16 protein-coding genes are annotated in these 15,864 nt (G+C 65.8%); 6 read left to right on the top strand and 10 right to left on the bottom strand.

What is annotated here, in order from left to right; genetic code table 11:
• Window positions 1-39: 39 nt before the first annotated feature.
• The 3 genes from ARTH_RS16700 (at window position 40) to ARTH_RS16710 (ending at window position 2,789) form a co-directional block, all read left to right on the top strand.
• The gene (locus ARTH_RS16700; RefSeq protein WP_011693121.1) at window positions 40-588 is read left to right on the top strand and encodes a YceI family protein; all 549 of its coding nucleotides are present in this window, start codon (window positions 40-42) and stop codon (window positions 586-588) included.
• 236 nt (window positions 589-824) lie between these two features.
• Window positions 825-1,727 carry a hypothetical protein gene (locus ARTH_RS16705; protein WP_011693122.1) on the top strand — a complete coding sequence of 301 codons (903 nt, stop codon included), beginning with the start codon at window positions 825-827 and terminating at the stop codon, window positions 1,725-1,727.
• Between the two features lie 249 nt (window positions 1,728-1,976).
• Window positions 1,977-2,789, top strand: a complete 813-nt coding sequence (locus tag ARTH_RS16710) for a hypothetical protein (protein ID WP_011693123.1) — start codon at window positions 1,977-1,979, stop codon at window positions 2,787-2,789.
• A gap of 8 nt (window positions 2,790-2,797) precedes the next feature.
• Here the strand turns inward: ARTH_RS16710 and ARTH_RS16715 are convergent, their stop codons facing one another.
• Together ARTH_RS16715 and ARTH_RS16720 are read right to left on the bottom strand one after the other, a co-directional pair.
• Window positions 2,798-3,493: a redox-sensing transcriptional repressor Rex gene (locus ARTH_RS16715; protein ID WP_011693124.1), complete on the bottom strand. Its 696-nt coding sequence runs from the start codon at window positions 3,491-3,493 to the stop codon at window positions 2,798-2,800.
• A gap of 78 nt (window positions 3,494-3,571) precedes the next feature.
• Window positions 3,572-3,826 carry a glutaredoxin family protein gene (locus ARTH_RS16720; protein WP_011693125.1) on the bottom strand — a complete coding sequence of 85 codons (255 nt, stop codon included), beginning with the start codon at window positions 3,824-3,826 and terminating at the stop codon, window positions 3,572-3,574.
• Window positions 3,827-3,910: 84 nt separating this feature from the next.
• Here ARTH_RS16720 and ARTH_RS16725 point away from each other — a divergent pair, with 84 nt between their 5' ends.
• On the top strand, window positions 3,911-4,729 hold the full coding sequence (locus ARTH_RS16725; protein WP_011693126.1) for an HAD family hydrolase: 819 nt from the start codon (window positions 3,911-3,913) through the stop codon (window positions 4,727-4,729).
• 119 nt (window positions 4,730-4,848) lie between these two features.
• Here the strand turns inward: ARTH_RS16725 and ARTH_RS23590 are convergent, their stop codons facing one another.
• The 8 genes from ARTH_RS23590 to ARTH_RS16760 form a co-directional block, all read right to left on the bottom strand.
• Window positions 4,849-4,947 (bottom strand): 30S ribosomal protein bS22, encoded by a 99-nt coding sequence (locus ARTH_RS23590; protein WP_003792170.1) that lies wholly within the window; start codon window positions 4,945-4,947, stop codon window positions 4,849-4,851.
• Window positions 4,948-5,110: 163 nt separating this feature from the next.
• Entirely contained in the window at window positions 5,111-5,323 is a 213-nt protein-coding gene (locus tag ARTH_RS16730) for a helix-turn-helix domain-containing protein (RefSeq protein WP_043429999.1), read from the bottom strand.
• Window positions 5,324-5,491: 168 nt separating this feature from the next.
• Window positions 5,492-6,664, bottom strand: a complete 1,173-nt coding sequence (locus tag ARTH_RS16735; RefSeq protein WP_011693128.1) for a 3-deoxy-7-phosphoheptulonate synthase — start codon at window positions 6,662-6,664, stop codon at window positions 5,492-5,494.
• Between the two features lie 256 nt (window positions 6,665-6,920).
• Window positions 6,921-7,952: an acetylxylan esterase gene (locus ARTH_RS16740; RefSeq protein WP_011693129.1), complete on the bottom strand. Its 1,032-nt coding sequence runs from the start codon at window positions 7,950-7,952 to the stop codon at window positions 6,921-6,923.
• A 151-nt stretch (window positions 7,953-8,103) separates the two neighbouring features.
• Entirely contained in the window at window positions 8,104-9,603 is a 1,500-nt protein-coding gene (locus tag ARTH_RS16745; protein ID WP_011693130.1) for a rhamnulokinase, read from the bottom strand.
• Between the two features lie 5 nt (window positions 9,604-9,608).
• Window positions 9,609-11,651 carry a bifunctional rhamnulose-1-phosphate aldolase/short-chain dehydrogenase gene (locus ARTH_RS16750; RefSeq protein ID WP_011693131.1) on the bottom strand — a complete coding sequence of 681 codons (2,043 nt, stop codon included), beginning with the start codon at window positions 11,649-11,651 and terminating at the stop codon, window positions 9,609-9,611.
• Window positions 11,652-11,655: 4 nt separating this feature from the next.
• Window positions 11,656-12,822: an L-rhamnose isomerase gene (gene rhaI / locus ARTH_RS16755; protein ID WP_011693132.1), complete on the bottom strand. Its 1,167-nt coding sequence runs from the start codon at window positions 12,820-12,822 to the stop codon at window positions 11,656-11,658.
• Window positions 12,823-12,900: 78 nt separating this feature from the next.
• Window positions 12,901-13,257, bottom strand: coding sequence for an L-rhamnose mutarotase (locus ARTH_RS16760; protein ID WP_011693133.1), 357 nt, complete (start codon window positions 13,255-13,257; stop codon window positions 12,901-12,903).
• A gap of 227 nt (window positions 13,258-13,484) precedes the next feature.
• Between ARTH_RS16760 and ARTH_RS16765 the strand changes: the two genes are divergently transcribed.
• Entirely contained in the window at window positions 13,485-14,525 is a 1,041-nt protein-coding gene (locus tag ARTH_RS16765) for a LacI family DNA-binding transcriptional regulator (protein ID WP_011693134.1), read from the top strand.
• A 59-nt stretch (window positions 14,526-14,584) separates the two neighbouring features.
• Complete coding sequence (locus tag ARTH_RS16770) at window positions 14,585-15,616, top strand: alpha/beta fold hydrolase (RefSeq protein WP_011693135.1); 1,032 nt, start codon at window positions 14,585-14,587, stop codon at window positions 15,614-15,616.
• Window positions 15,617-15,864: the final 248 nt, after the last annotated feature.

Below are 15,864 nucleotides of genomic sequence, written 5' to 3' on the forward strand. Positions count from 1 at the left end.
GCAAGAGACTTTCCATCCAAGATCACAAGGAGCAACACCATGGCACTGCCCGCCAACACCACCACCGGCACCTGGACCCTCGACAACTCGCACAGCGAAATCGGCTTCACCGTACGCCATGCAGGGATCAGCAAGGTCCGCGGCCAGTTCAAGGACGCCGCAGCCACCCTGGAACTTTCCGAGAACGTTGCCGACTCCAAGGTCAACGCCACCATCCAGACCGCCAGCTTCGACTCGGGCGACGCCAACCGCGACGGCCACGTCCGCGGTGAAGACTTCTTCGACGTCGAGAAGTTCCCGGAAATCTCCTTCGTTTCCAACGCGATCGTGCCCAAGGGCGACGCCTACGAACTCCAGGGCGATCTGACCATCAAGGGCGTCACCCGCCCCGTGGCGCTCGAAACCGAGCTCCACGGTGTGGCCGTGGATCCCTTCGGCAACACCCGCGCCGGCCTCACCGCCGAAACCACCATCAGCCGCAAGGACTTCGGCCTGACCTGGAACGCTGTCCTCGAAGCCGGTGGCGTGCTGGTCAGCGACAAGGTTGCCATCAACCTCGAGCTCGCGTTCATCGCACCTGCCGCGTAGTTTCTTCGCTTCGTAGCTGCTCAGCACCCCGCTCCGCCACCACGACGGAGCGGGGTGCTGCGTTTAACCCGGCCGCTTCCGCCGCGCGGCCAAATCGGCCCGCCAGAATACCTCCTCCGAATGATCCACCGCCGGGCCGGAGCGCGGTACGGTTGAACCAAACCATGCTGGGGGCAGGGAACCGTTACTGATCCCGGTACCCGTTTAATCAGTAGTCGACCCGCAAAGGACCAACTATGAGCACGCCTCCAGCAAACCCGGCCAACCCGAACGAACCTGAAAACGGAAAGCCCGGCCCCGACGCCCCCCAGTACGGGCAGAACGCACCGGAATCCCCCGCAGCGCCGCAGTACGGGCAGCAGCCTCCGGCAACACCCCAGTACGGGCAGAACGCACCGGAATCCCCCGCAGCGCCGCAGTACGGGCAGCAGCCTCCGGCAACACCCCAGTACGGGCAGAACGCGCCACAGTATGGCCAGCAGCAGTACGGCCAGCAGCCCTCCGCAGCACCCCAGTACGGCCAGAACGCACCGCAATACGGCCAGCAGCAGTACGGCCAGCAGCCCCCTGCCGCACCCCAGTACGGGCAGCAGCCGGCCTTCGGACAGGCGCCGCAGCAGTACGGCCAGTCCCCGTATGCCCAGTACCCGTCCGAACAGCCGCAGGGTGGCGCCGCGGGCGGCGTGCCGAAAATGGTCAACAACGCGTTCTGGATGATCATCGCAGCGGGCGTCCTGTACGTCATTTCCATGCTGGTGGCCATTCCCGCCCTGAACGATCCCGCCATGCGGAGCCAGTTCGAGGACCAGATGAGGGCCAGCGGGGCGGACGTCGACTTTGAGTCCATCAAGGGTCTTGTGATCGGCATGATGGTGGTCATCGGCCTCATCGGCGCCGGCCTCTACGCCCTGGTTGCCTTCAATGTGCGCAAGGGCAAGAACTGGGCCCGCATCCTCGGCACCGTCCTCGCGGCACTGTCGATCTTCAGCCTGTTTCCCTTCAGCATCGGCACCATCTCGGCTTTGCTTGGCATCGCCGCCATCGTGATGCTTTACCTCCCGGCGTCAGCGCCGTACTTCCGGAAGCAGCAGCCTTTCGGCAGCCCCTACTCGCAGCCGGGCAACCCGTACGGCCGCTAATCCTGACAGCACCACGGTTCCAGCCAGAGGGCGTGGACTTTGGTGGGCCCGGGCGACTATTGTCGCCGGCCCCCGGAGTCCGCGCCCTCTGCGTTTGCCCGGCTGTTCCTTGAGCCGAAATTGAGCCGCAAACTATGCACAGAAGGCCCCTGCACACGGTACCGTGTTAGCAAAATCACGCTGGGGGCAGGAAGACGTGGCTGATCCCGGTGGCTGATTGCCCAGTAGCCGACTCGCAAAGGATCAACCATGAGCACTCCGCCCGTCCCGCCGTCGTACCCCGGCGATTCCTCATCCGGCGGGCAATACGGCCAGCAGCCGCAATACGGCCAGCAGCCGCAGTACGGGCAGGGCCCGTCGCCCTTCGCGCAGGAGCCCTCGCCCTTCGGGCAGGGCCCGTCGCCCTTCGCGCAGGCGCCGGAGTACGCTCAGGCGCCCCAGTACGGCCAACCTGCCCAGTACGGCCCGCCGGCGGCTCAGTACAGTCAGCCACCGTACAGTCAGCCGCAGTACGCGCAGGCACAACAGCCGCAGCAGTTCGGGAACCAGCAGTACACGGTGTACCCCTCGGAGCTGCCGCAGCGGGGAACCTCCGAGGCAAGCGCCGCTCCCCCGCTGGTGAACATCTCCTTCTGGCTGCTAATCGTCGCTTGCCTCCTTTGGGTTGGCTCGGTGCTCCTCTCGCTGGGATCCATCGACGATCCCGCCATGCGCCGGGCGTTCGAGGCGAGGCTGGCCACCAGCCGGGCTGACCTGGATTTCGAGGCCCTCAAGGGCATCATCGTGGGAATGGTGGTGCTGATCGCGGCCGTCGGAGTGCTGCTGTATGCGCTGGTGGCGTTCAACATCCGGAAGGGCCGGAACTGGGCCAGGATTCTCGGCACCATCCTGGCGGCTTTCTCACTGCTGGGAGTTTTCCAGATGGGGCTCGGAACGCCGTCCATCCTCGCCGGAGTGGCCGCAATGGTGCTCCTCTACCTTCCCTCCGCCGCACCGTATTTCAGGAAGTACCACCCGTTCGGAAGCCCGTACGGCCAGCCGGGCTATCCTTACGGCCGCTGACGGCAGTACTACTCCGCGTCTTCCGGGGCCTGGATCCGCTGGGCGTGATAGGCCAGGATCTGCAGCTCGGTGGCCATGTCCACCTTGCGCAGGTTCACGCCCGGCGGGACCTGGAGCATGACCGGCGCAAAGCTGAGGATGCTCCGCACTCCTGCGGCGATGACGCGGTCGCACACGCCCTGCGCCACGGCGGCAGGCAGTGCCAGCACCACCATGTTGGCGCCGGTCCGCTGGAGGACCGTTTCGAGGTCCGCGACGTCGCTGACCCGCAGCCAGCCCACCTCGTTGCCCACCACCATCTGGTCTGCATCGAAAATGGCCACGACGTCGAATCCCCGCGATTCGAAGCCGCCGTACCGCGCGAGGGCCTTGCCGAGGTTGCCGGCGCCCACGATTGCCACTTTCCAGTCGCGGGTAAGCCCGAGCGCGGCGGAGATGTTGCGGCTGAGGTACTGCACTTCATAGCCAACGCCGCGGGTGCCGTAGGACCCAACGTGCGAGAGGTCTTTCCGGAGGGTGGACGAGCTGACACCGGAAGCTTCGGCCAGGGACTCTGAGGAGACGCGTTCGACGCCTTCGGTCAGCATGGTGGTGAGGGCGCGCAAGTAGATGGTCAGCCGTGCCACGGCCGCGGGCGGAATCTGCTTGGCCGCAGTTCCGCTGTCCCCGTGAACAGCCTCGGGGGATGAATCCAGCGAAGTCACTATCTGCTCCATTGCGTCGCGTTGTGAGTCCACTCTAGAGCCACGTCCGCACTGTCAACAAAGCAGAAGTCGCCGCGCCTATTTGGCGGCAGCCTGACGAAGGATCCGCTCAAGGCGGGTTTCGTCGATCTTCCAGAAGTCACGCTGGATGCCGTCCACCAGGACCACGGGGATCTCTTCGGCGTAACGCTCGCGCAGCTCGGGCTGGTTGTCCACCAGTTGTTCCGTCCACTCAAGTCCCAGGGAGGCAGTGACCCGTTCGACGGCGTCGCGGGCCTCCTCGCACAGGTGGCAGTCAGCTTTGGTGATGAGGACGACGTCGGGTTTTGCCATATCTCAACCGTAGCCCGGGCCGCCGCTCCACCGCGACGGCGGGCCTGTGACAGCGTGGACTGGCCCATTGACTAGACTCGAGTCATGCCCGAGGAGAAGTACGTCGCCGTAGTCCGGCAGCCGGCCGGTGCGTTGCAGCACGGCGAGGCCGCCTTCTTCGACGTTGACAACACCCTCATGAAGGGCGCCAGCCTTTTCCACGTGGCCCGGAAAATGCACCAGCGCGGCGCGTTCACCCTGCCGCAGGCGGCCGGGATGGCCTGGAAGCAGTTCAAGTTCGTCCTCCGCGGCGAGAACATGGATGACGTCCACGCGGTCCGGGACTCGGCCTTGACGCTGGCCGCCGGAATCACGGTGGAGGACATCAAGGCCCTCGGCGAAGAAGTCTTCGACGAAATGATCGAGTCCAGGATCTGGCCCGGCGCCAAGGCACTGGCCCAGCAGCACCTCCGCGTGGGACGCATGGTGTGGTTAGTGACCGCTACTCCCATCGAAGTGGCCACGGTGATCTCCACCCGGCTGGGCCTGACCGGCGCACTGGGAACAGTGGGCGAGATCGAGAACGGTGCTTACACCGGCCGGCTGGTGGGCGACATCCTGCACGGCCAGGCCAAGGCGGTGGCTGTCCAGGGCATCGCGGATGCCGAGGGACTGGACCTCAAACGGTGCTGGGCCTACAGCGATTCCCACAATGACATTCCGCTGCTGAGCATGGTGGGTCATCCCGTGGCCATCAATCCCGACGCGCGGCTACGCCGCCACGCCCGCGAAAACAACTGGCCGGTGTACGACTTCCGCTCGGGGCGCCGTGCCGCCACGCTCGGACTGAAGGCGGCCACGGTTGGCGGGGCCGTGTACGGCCTCTGGAGGGGCTTCACGCGGTTCCGCGGCCCCACGGTCTAACCCGCGGCCTGCCTCAGCTCCAGGGCCGCCCTTGCAGCGGACGTCGCAGGATTCACGCGGGACAAAGAAAAATGCCCGCTGCCAAAGGCAACGGGCATCTCACGCTGTAGGAAGTATCTCTACTTCTTGTTACGGCGCTGGTGGCGGGTCTTACGAAGCAACTTGCGGTGCTTCTTCTTGGCCATACGCTTGCGACGCTTCTTAATAACTGAACCCACGAAAGTTCCTTACAAACTAGATGGAGTACCTGTCTGATGGAAGAGGTCCGTGGACTAGGCAACAGACTAAACAACAAACAGATTCTTACAATAACGAAAAACGTTCCCTAACAGGGTACCGCTTATCCGGCGCACCCACTGACCGCACTCCGTTTGTGGCAGTTCAGGCGGTGTCCGACTGGCCTTCCACGACAGCACCTTTGACGTACTGTTCGACGGCGGACTCCGGTACCCGGAAGGACCGGCCGAAGCGGACGGCCGGCATCTCTCCGGAATGGACAAGGCGGTACACGGTCATTTTGGAAACGCGCATGAGCTCGGCCACTTCGGCCACAGTCAAGAACTGAGCGTTCGAGAAGTTCGACTCTGCGGACATTTCCCTTATTCCTTTGTTAACAGCTGATAAAGGCAACCCCATTGAAACCCCATTGCGGTGTGCCGATGCTGAGCCATCAACCTACCCTGTGCTAGTTACTCTAGTGGCTGATGGTGCCATTGTGAAAGTCATTGGGCGGTACCAGTTTTCCGTGGATCCGGGGGAAAATCAGCCCTCCAGGGCGCCCCGCCGCTTGCGGGCGGATGCTGCCAGCTGGCCGAGCACCGACGCCGTGACGTCCCATTCCATGCAGGCATCCGTCACGCTCTGGCCGTAGACCAGTTCGCCGGTGCCGGCCGCGTGCTCGGCCACATCGAGGTTCTGCGCCCCGCCCACCAGGAAGCTCTCCAGCATGACGCCGGCAATCGCCGCAGCCGCTGCCCCGCCGTCTTCCAGCTGCGCGCCGATTTCGAGCGCCACTTCGGCCTGGCGGTGGTGGCTCTTGCCGCTGTTGGCGTGGCTGGCGTCCACGATCAGCCGGGGGTTGAGCTGCTTGCCGGCCAGTTTCGCCGAGGCCGCTTCGACATCCGCCGCGGAGTAGTTGGGGCCCTTGCGTCCGCCGCGGAGGATCACGTGCGTGTCCGGGTTGCCGGCGGTGGCCACGAGTGCGGCCCGGCCGTCGCCGTCGATCCCCAGGAAGGCCTGAGATGCCGCGGCGGCGCTGCAGGCATCGACCGCAACCTGGAGGTCGCCGTCGGTCCCGTTCTTGAATCCGATGGGCATGGACAGCCCGGAGGCCAGCTGGCGGTGGATCTGGCTTTCGGTGGTGCGGGCACCGATGGCGCCCCAGGAGACGAGGTCGGCCATGTACTGCGGGCTGATGGGTTCCAGGAACTCCGTTGCGGTGGGGAGGCCCAGCGACGTGACTTGCTTCAGGAACTGGCGTGCTGCCCGCAGTCCGGTGGCGATGTCATGGCTGCCATCCAGGTGGGGATCGTTGATGAGGCCCTTCCAGCCCACCGTGGTGCGCGGCTTCTCGAAGTAAGTCCGCATGACGATCAGCAGGTCTTCCTTGTGCTTCTCCGCCTGGCTCACCAGCCGGCGGGCGTACTCCAAGCCGGCTTTGGGGTCGTGGATGGAGCAGGGTCCCACGATCACCAGCAGGCGGTCGTCCACGCCGTCCATGATGGCCCGGACTTCGTCCCTGCCGCGTTCGACGACGTCTGCCACCCGGGCGTCCAGCGGCAGTGCAGCGATCATGTCCTGGGGGGACGGCAGGGCCTGGAATTCGCTGACGCGCAGGTTCGAGGTGGATTTCTGCGCGGTCTCGGGGCCTTCCGGGGAACCGTTGGCTTCCGGGGAAGTGGAAGGCTGTGTCTCGGTGGCTGCTGCGGTGCTCATGGGTGCGGGTCCTGTTCCGGATGGTGCGGAGCGGGCCCAGATCAGAACCCGCCGGAGAAATGGCGAAGGGCAGAGAATGATCTCTGCCCTGTTGGCTCTGAAGGAAAGTTGGATGCGTGTCAGTTAGACGCGGGCCCCTCCAGAGCCAACGAAAAATACGCATACCAACGGTTAGTCATAGCCATGACCATAACGGCAGGACGCACCGTCCGCAAATTCACCCTGAATATTTCGGGGCACCCAGGGGCGCGGAACCTCAGCCGAGCATCTTGCGCAGGTACTCCAACTGGCGGTTCCACTGGTGTTCTTGGCCGCCCTCATGGTTGTTGAAGCGGTACACCTCGATGTCCTTCGCCGGAGCGCCTCGGCCGCTGGCCGGGTCGGCCGTTGCCGGTTTCGTTCCGTAGGCATTGAAGCTGGCAAAGACCGTCGACGGCGGGCAGATGTCGTCCGCCTGCGCGGCTGAGAACAGCGCCGGGGCCGTTGCCGCCCGTCCCAGGTTGACGCCGTCGAAGTAGTTGAGTACCGCCAGGATCGACTCGTAGCGGTCGCGGTGGCGGGCAAGGAATGCGGCGATCTCGGGATAGGGTCCACGCGGCGTGATGTCGATGGCGCGGGGAAAGTCCTGCAGGAACGGCACATCCGGCAGCGCGGCGATCACGCCGTCGAGCCTTCCGGCCGCCAGACCGGCCACGGCAACGCTGATACCGCCGCCCTGGCTGACGCCCGCCACTACAACCCTTGAGGCATCGACGGCGGGATGGGCCTGCGCCGCTTCCACCGCGCGGAAGGCGTCCACGTAGACCCGGCGATAGTAGTAGTCCTCGCGGCTTCCGACACCGCGGGTCATCAGTCCAGCGTGCGCCACATCGCCCGCGGAAGGGTGCGGGTCCGCCGTGTGGCCCAGGAGCCCGCCGTAACCCTGCCCACGGTTATCCATGATGAAGTGCGCATAGCCGGCCTGCGCCCACTTGGTGTCCTGGTTCGACAGCCCGCGGCCGCCCGAATACCCCACGTACTGCACGACGACGGGAAGCGGCTCGTCCGCGGGCCGGTTCGACGGCAGGTGCAGCCAGCCCTTCACCGGGGAACCGCCGAAGCCGGCGAACGTGACGTCGAAGGTGTCGATCACTGTCAGGTAGTTGTCCACGGGTTCGAAGACTGCGTCCAGCGGGTACTCCCGGGCTTCGCTGATGGTGCGGTCCCAGAAGGCGTCAAGATCCGCGGGTGCGGTGACGCCGGACGTGTAGTTTCGGAGCTGCTCAAGCGGTAGGTCGAAGAGGGGCATCGGGATTCCGGTTCTGTGGAGCGGGCTGATAAGTGCTATGAGGTGATCGTGTCAGGCAGGCGCTGCAGTATCCAGCCGCCACGACGCCTGGTTGAGGATTGCACCCAGGTGGGGCCTCAGGGTGAAGGTCCTGGACACGCTTTCGCGCCGCTCAGACCAGCGCCGCCTGGTAGTTTTCCAATGGCTGCGAGCCGCGCACCAGTGCCCTCAGGTCAGCCAGGCCTCCGGACACCACACCGGCCGCCCGTGCCTGGATCAGGACGTTGCCCAAGGCGGTGGCCTCGACCGGTCCCGCGATGACGCGCTTGCCGGTGGCGTCGGCGGTGAGCTGGCAGAGGAGCCGGTTTTGCGAGCCGCCGCCTACGATGTGGACCACGTCGACGGGCACGTCCGCCAGGCGTTCGGCGTCGGCGATGGTCCGGGCGTAGCCGGCCGCGAGGCTGTCCAGAATGCAGCGGGTGATCGCCGCGGGGTTGCCGGTGAGGACGTCGCCGGTGTTGCGGACGGCGGCCTGGATGCGTTCGGGCATGTTGTCCGGGGCGATGAAGTAGGGATCGTCGGCGTTGATCTGGGGTCCGCCGAAAGGCAGCGCGGCGGCGCCGGCCAGCAGGTCGTCCAGCGTCGCCGTATATCCCTGCTGCGCCCAGGTGCGCTGGCATTCGCTGAGCAGCCAGAGCCCGCCGACGTTGCGGAGGTAGCGGACGGTGCCGTCCACGCCGCGTTCGTTGGTGAAGTTGGCCTGCCGGCTCGCCTCGGTGAGCACCGGCTTCCGGAGTTCGACGCCCACCAGAGACCAGGTCCCTGAAGAGATGTAGGCGAAGTTCCCGTGTTCGGCGGGCACGGCGGCGACGGCGGAGGCGGTGTCGTGCGAGCCGACGGCCACCACCTTCGTGGCCTGGTGCAGCCCGGTGCGGGCGGCGAGGCCGGGCAGCAGGGTACCGACGGTTTCGCCGGGCTGGATTAGCGGCGGGAACAGGTTCTTCGGGAGCCCGAGGGCCGTAAGGAATTCGGTGGCCCACTCCCCCGCGACGGCATCAAAGAGCCCCGTAGTGGAAGCGTTGGTGGCCTCGGTGCGGCGCTGACCCGTGAGCAGGAACGCGATCAGGTCCGGGATGAGCAGCGCCTGCAGACCGTCCAGGTCCGGTTCGCTGGCCAGCTGGTAGAGGGTGTTGAACTGCAGGAACTGCAGCCCGGTGGTGGCGTAGAGCCGGGCCGGGTCCAGTTTCCGGTGGACCCGGGCGACGGCGGCGCGGCTGCGGTCATCGCGGTAGCTGAAGGGCTGCGCAATGAGCTCCCCGGCAGCGTTCACCAGGCCGTAGTCCACCGCCCAGGTGTCGATCCCGATGCTGCTGATGGCCTCGCCCCGCTCCCCGGCGACGCGGGCCGCGGCAGCGAGGCCGGTGAGTACCTCGGCGAAGAGGGCGTCGAAATCCCAGCGTAGACCGTCGTCGGACTCCACCACACCGTTCGGGAAGCGGTGGACCGTCTCCAGCGTGGCACTTTCCGAACCGGCGACGCCGGAGACACGGCCGAGGATGACCCGTCCGGAAGAGGCGCCAATGTCGACGGCCGCGAAAACACTGCCGGCGGCCACTGCCCCGGCGTTGGCCGGGACAGTGTCCGCTGATGCACCGTCCGGTGCTGGGGGCATGGTGCTCACCGCAGGAAGGCGGCGGCCACGCCGGCGTCCACGGGGATGTGGAGGCCGGTGGTGTGGGAGAGTTCGGCGCTGGTGAGCACGGCGGCGGCGTTGGCCACGTTCTCCGGCAGGACTTCGCGCTTGAGCAGGGTGCGCTGGGCGTAGTACTTGCCCAGTTCCTGCTCGTCCACCCCGTAGACAGCGGCGCGCTTGGCGCCCCAGCCGCCGGCGAAGATCCCGGAGCCGCGGACCACGCCGTCGGGGTTGATGCCGTTGACGCGGATACCGTATTCGCCCAATTCCGCCGCAAGGAGCCGGACCTGGTGGGCCTGGTCGGCCTTGGTGGCGGAGTACGCGATGTTGTTCGGGCCGGCGAAGACGGAGTTCTTCGAGGAGATGTAGATGATGTCCCCGCCCATGTCCTGGCCGATCATGACCTTCGCCGCAGCTTTGGACACCAGGAAGGAGCCCTTGGCCATGACGTTGTGCTGGAGGTCCCAGTCCTTTTCGGTGGTTTCCAGCAGCGGCTTGGAGATGGAGAGCCCGGCGTTGTTGACCACCAGGTCCACGCCGCCGAACGCCAGCACCGCTTCCTGGATGGCGGCGGCGATCTGGGCTTCGTCCGTGACATCCGCCTGCACGCCGATGGCCACGTCCGGGCCGCCGAGTTCCGCGGCGACGGCCCGGGCGTTCTCCAGGTTCAGGTCGGCGATGACTACGCAGGCGCCTTCCGCGGCGAGGCGGGTGGCGATGGCCTTGCCGATCCCCGAGGCTGCGCCCGTGACCAGCGCGATGCGGGTGGCGTGGGATTTGGGCTTGGGCAGGCGGGCGAGCTTGGCTTCCTCGAGGGACCAGTACTCGATCCGGAACTTCTCGGATTCCCCGATCGGGGCGTAGGTGGAGATCGCCTCGGCGCCGCGCATCACGTTGATGGCGTTGAGATAGAACTCACCGGCCACGCGTGCCGTCTGCTTGTTCGCGCCGAAGGAGAACATGCCCACACCCGGCACCAGCACGATCGCCGGGTCCGCGCCGCGCAGCGCCGGGGACTCCGGAACCGCGTGACGGTCGTAGTAGGCCTGGTAGTCCTCGCGGTAGTCGGCGTGGAGTTCCTGCAGCCGGGTGATCGAATCCTCAACGGACGCATCCGCGGGCAGGTCCAGGATCAGCGGCTTGACCTTGGTGCGCAGGAAGTGGTCCGGGCAGGACGTGCCCAGCGCGCCCAGGCGCGGGTGTTCGGCGGCTTCCAGGAAGTCAAGGACGACGGCGTCATCGCTGAAGTGCCCCAGCTGCGGTTTGTCCGTGGACGCCAGCCCGCGGATCACCGGCGCCAGCGCGGCAGCCTTGGCGCGGCGCTCTGCCTCCGGCAGGGCCCCGTAGCCGGGCAGCTTCGGACCGAAGGGTTCGGGGCGTCCGTTTTCCGCGATGAATTTCTCAGCTTGGTCGATGATCCACAGCGAGTTGGCTTCGGCTTCTTCGCTGGTGGCGCCCCAGGCGGTGATGCCGTGGCCGCCCAGGATGGTGCCCACGGCATGCGGGTTGGCTTCCTTGATCGCGGCGATGTCCATGCCCAGCTGGAACCCGGGGCGGCGCCAGGGAACCCACACCACCTTGTCACCGAAGATCTTGGTGGTCAGCGACTCCCCGTCCACGGCCGTGGCAATCGCGATGCCGGAATCCGGGTGCAGGTGGTCCACGTGCGCGGCGTCCACGAGCCCGTGCATGGCGGTATCGATCGACGGTGCAGCGCCGCCCTTGCCGTGCAGGCAGTAGTCAAAAGCAGCCACCATTTCATCTTCGCGGTCCACCCCGGGGTAGACGTTCTTCAGTGCGTTCAGCCGGTCCAGGCGGAGCACGGCAAGGTTTTCCGGCTTCAGCGTTCCCAGGTCCCCGCCGGAACCCTTCACCCAGAGGAGCTGGACGTCCTCGCCGGTGACCGGATCCTTCTCGGCGCCCTTCGCCGAGGTGTTGCCGCCGGCGAAGTTGGTGTTCCGCTTGTCCGCCCCCAGGCGGTTGGACCGGGCAATCAGGTCTTCAACAGTCTTGTTCGTGCTGCTCATGCTCTTATGCGCCCCATCCGGCCTGGTGACCGCCCACGCGGTCCTCGTTGATCTGTTTCTGGTAGCCGCTGGCCTTGAAGGCGGCCATCGGGTCCGCGGGCAGGCCGCGGGATTCACGCCATGCCGCCAGGGCCGGGCGGACATCCGTGTAGAAGGCGTCGTTGAAGACGGCGTTGGCTGCCAGCACGTCACCGGCGCGCTGGGCCTCGCCCAGGGCGGCGGTGTCCACCAGCAGGGCACGCGCCGTCATTTCCTGGACGTTGAGCACCGAGCGGATCTGGCCCGGAATCTTCTCCTCCAGGTTGTGGCACTGGTCCAGCATGAGCGCCACACCGGAGTCCTTGCCGAACCCGCCGCCGCGGATCACCTCATACATGATCCGGAACAGCTGGAACGGATCCGCCGCACCCACAATCAGGTCATCATCCGCGTAGAAGCGCGAGTTGAAGTCGAAGGAGCCCAGCTTGCCCAGGCGCAGCAGCTGCATCACGATGAACTCGATGTTGGTGCCCGGGGCGTGGTGGCCGGTGTCGAGGCAGACGTACGCCTTCTCCCCCAGCGCCAGGGTCTGGGCGTAGGACGTGCCCCAGTCCGGAACGTCGGTGTGGTAAAAAGCCGGCTCGAAGAACTTGTACTCCAGCACCAGCCGCTGGGCATCGCCCAAGCCGGCGTAGATCTCCCGCAGGGACTCGGCCAGGCGGTCCTGCCGGCCGCGCATGTCGTCCTGGCCCGGGTAATTCGTGCCGTCCGCCAGCCAGATCTTCAGGTCCCGCGAGCCGGTGGCGTGCATGATGTCGATGCATTCGAGGTGGTGGTCGATCGCACGGCGACGGACCGATTCGCTCGAGGACGTCAGGGAACCGAACTTGTACTCGTCATCCTGGAAGGTGTTCGAGTTGATGGTGCCCAGGCCCACGCCCAGGCCCGCCGCATACTCGCGCAGTGCGGCGTAGTCATCCACCTTGTCCCACGGAATATGCAGCGCAACGGTGGGCGCCAGGCCCGTCAGTTCGTGGACTTTGGCGGCGTCCGCGATCTTCTCCTGCACGGTCCGGGGAGTGCCCGGCGTGCCGAACACCTTGAAGCGCGTACCCGAATTTCCATAGGCCCACGAAGGGACCTCGATGGCAAGCTCCTCGAGCCTGCCCAGCGCCGTTGCTACGTCATTCATGATGGTTCTTTCCAATGTCTTGTGCTGCTGCGGTATTTGGGGAGGGTGCTGCGGCCCCGCTGCTGGAGCCTGGGTGATTCAGCTCGCGGTGGACTCCGCCGCCGCAAGCTGATCGTCAAGATTGAAGACTTCTTCGAGGACCTGGAACCCTTCATCGGGTGCCCGGTCCGGGTTTTCCGGGTTGTCAAAAAGCGAAGCCATTTCCGCCTGCCACCGGGCGTTGACTTCGGTGAGCGCCATCCGCGCCCTGACGGCGTCGAAGTCGTCGCATTCCACGTAGCCCACCAGCAGGCCGTCCGCGCCCAGGAAGAGCGAGTAGTTGTGCCAGCCTGCATCCTTCAGCGCACGGAGCATCTCCGGCCAGACGGCGGCGTGCCGGCGCCTGTACTCATCGATCAGTCCGGGCTGGACTGAGGAGCGAAAACACACCCTCATCTGCGACTCTCCTGAATTTCCGATTCTTTGAATCGTTTCATTGTTACGATTCAAAGTACTCTTGAAGTCGAGCAGGTGTCAAGCAATTGTCAGTGGATGGAAAGCCCTTTTTCCGACCGTATGCCGTTTCGCTAGTCAGGGAACGCGGACCGGGCAAGGACAATTGGGCCGGGGGAGGTGATCCCGCGGTTGCACACGCCGCCCCGCAAGAGAGAGCTTGGAGAAACATGTCACGGTCAGCCAGCATCAAGGATGTTGCGAACCATGCCCGCGTAGCGGTGGGAACGGTGTCCAACGTCCTGAATTACCCGGACCGGGTTTCACAGCGGACCAAGGACCGCGTTCTGCAGGCGATCGACGAGCTTGGCTTCGTCCGCAACGACGCAGCCCGGCAGCTCCGGGCCGGACACAGCCGCACCATCGGCCTGATTGTGCTGGATGTGGGCAACCCCTTCTTCACCTCCGTGGTCCGGGCCGCCGAGGACGCCGCCGCCCTGCAGGGAAGCGCCGTCCTGCTCGGGGACAGCGGGCACGATGCCGGCCGGGAGTCGAACTACATCGACCTCTTCCAGGAGCAGAGGGTCCAGGGCCTGCTGATCTCGCCCGTGGGTGACGTCACTGAGCGCCTCGACCAGCTGCGTGAGCGCGGCGTCCCCACCGTTCTGGTGGACCGGCTGGCCGATGAGACGAAGTACAGCTCAGTTTCCGTTGACGACGACGCCGGCGGTTACCTCGCCGCACGGCACCTGCTGGACATCGGCCGCCGTCGGCTGGCTTTCGTGGGAGGCCCGACGTCGATACGCCAGGTGGCGGACCGCCTCCAGGGGGCGCAACGCGCCGTCGCTGAAGTTCCGGACGCTTCACTTGAAATTCTGGATTCGGCCGGACAGACCGTCCTGGCGGGCCGGGGCGTGGGCGACCAGCTGGTGCGCCGCAGCTCCGGCGAACTGCCGGACGGCGTGTTCTGCGCCAACGACCTGCTCGCCCTCGGCGTAATGCAGTCCCTCACCATGCTGCACACTCTGCGGATCCCGGAAGACATCGCCCTGATCGGCTATGACGACATCGACTTCGCCGTGTCAGCCGTGGTGCCGCTGTCCTCGATCCGCCAGCCAACGGAAGCGCTCGGCCGGACCGCCATCGAGCTGCTGGCCGAGGAAGTGGACGCCATGGGGCCCGCCTCGGTGCGGCCCCACCACCGCGCCGTGATCTTCACTCCCGAACTGGTGGTGCGGCAAAGCACCGCGGGCGCCGCCACCCCGGCCTAGACGCACTGGGAGCTTGCTCAGACCCTTGTCTTTAATACCCCCAGGGGGTATCTTCAAGTATGCCGTTGCGCTTCTTCTTCCGCCGCACCCGTTCAGCGCAGGGCGGCCCGCTGCCCCGCGGAAAACGACGACGGCGCGCACTCCGGATCGCCGGTGCGGCGGTTCTGACGGTCATCGGTTTGCTGGTGGCCTCCACGGCGGCGAATCTCGTCCTGGAAAGGATTGAACGCTCGAATGCCGCGGCGTACGGGGAGAAAGTCCGAATCGACCAGGGCACCGTCAATGTCTCCCTTTCCGGGGAAACCGGACCGACGATCGTGCTGCTCAGCGGACTGGGCACGCCCGCCCCGGTGCTGGACTTCGCCCCGCTCGTGCGGGAACTCACCGGTTTCCGGGTGGTGACGGTGGAGGGCTTCGGATACGGCTACAGCGACATGACCGCCCGGCCCCGGACCATCGAAAACATGAGCGAGGAACTTCATTCGGTGCTGTCCAAACTCGCCGTCGACCGCCCGTATATCCTTGCCGGCCATTCAATAGCAGGGTTTACCACCCTGTACTACGCCAACGAATACCCTGCGGAAGTGTCTGCCGTCATCGGCATCGACCCCTCGGTACCCGCCGGGATGGCCTCCGCCGAAGATCCTGCCCACACCGATGCGCCGGCCCCAGGCAACTTCTGGGAACGGCTTCCCTCGACCACCGGCCTGGTCCGCTGGGCCGCGGCGGTGGGCTTGGCAGACCCGGCAGGCGATAACTACACGCAGGTGGAACGCGAGCAGATGCGCATGCTGGCTAGCTGGAACTACGGCAACGAGGCGCTGACCGACGAAACGAACCGGATGGCGGAGAACGCGGCGAAGCTCCACACGCTCCGCTACCCTGACAACGTTCCCGTCCTTGAATTCCTGTCCCGGGAAACGGTCAACCAGCAACCTGAATGGCTGGGCTCCCACGAGCGGCAACTGCTGAATGTCACACGCCACGAGCTGGTGGTCCTCGACGGGAACCACTACCTGCACTGGACGCAGTCCAAGGCCATGGCGACGAAAATAGCCGGATTTCTGAGCCCGGCCGGCACCGATCCCTGACCACCCGCAGCTCCGGAGACAGCCCATCATGCGCCGGTAGTCCCCGCCGCTCGGGCCGGACAGCCAGTCTTTGGCGGGCGGAGTAAAAAGATGCCTGGGCTGATGGTGTTAATCCGTGTGCCGCGTTTGCGTACGTCCACCCTACGAGCCTTCCACCCCTGGCGGGAGGCACTGGGAGTACCCGTATCATCAGTGCCTTCCAGCTGTGGGCCATCTGCTGTTCTATGGAAACGAAGGACCGAAGGCGG

Source organism: Arthrobacter sp. FB24 (assembly GCF_000196235.1).
Classification (GTDB): Bacteria; Actinomycetota; Actinomycetes; order Actinomycetales; family Micrococcaceae; genus Arthrobacter.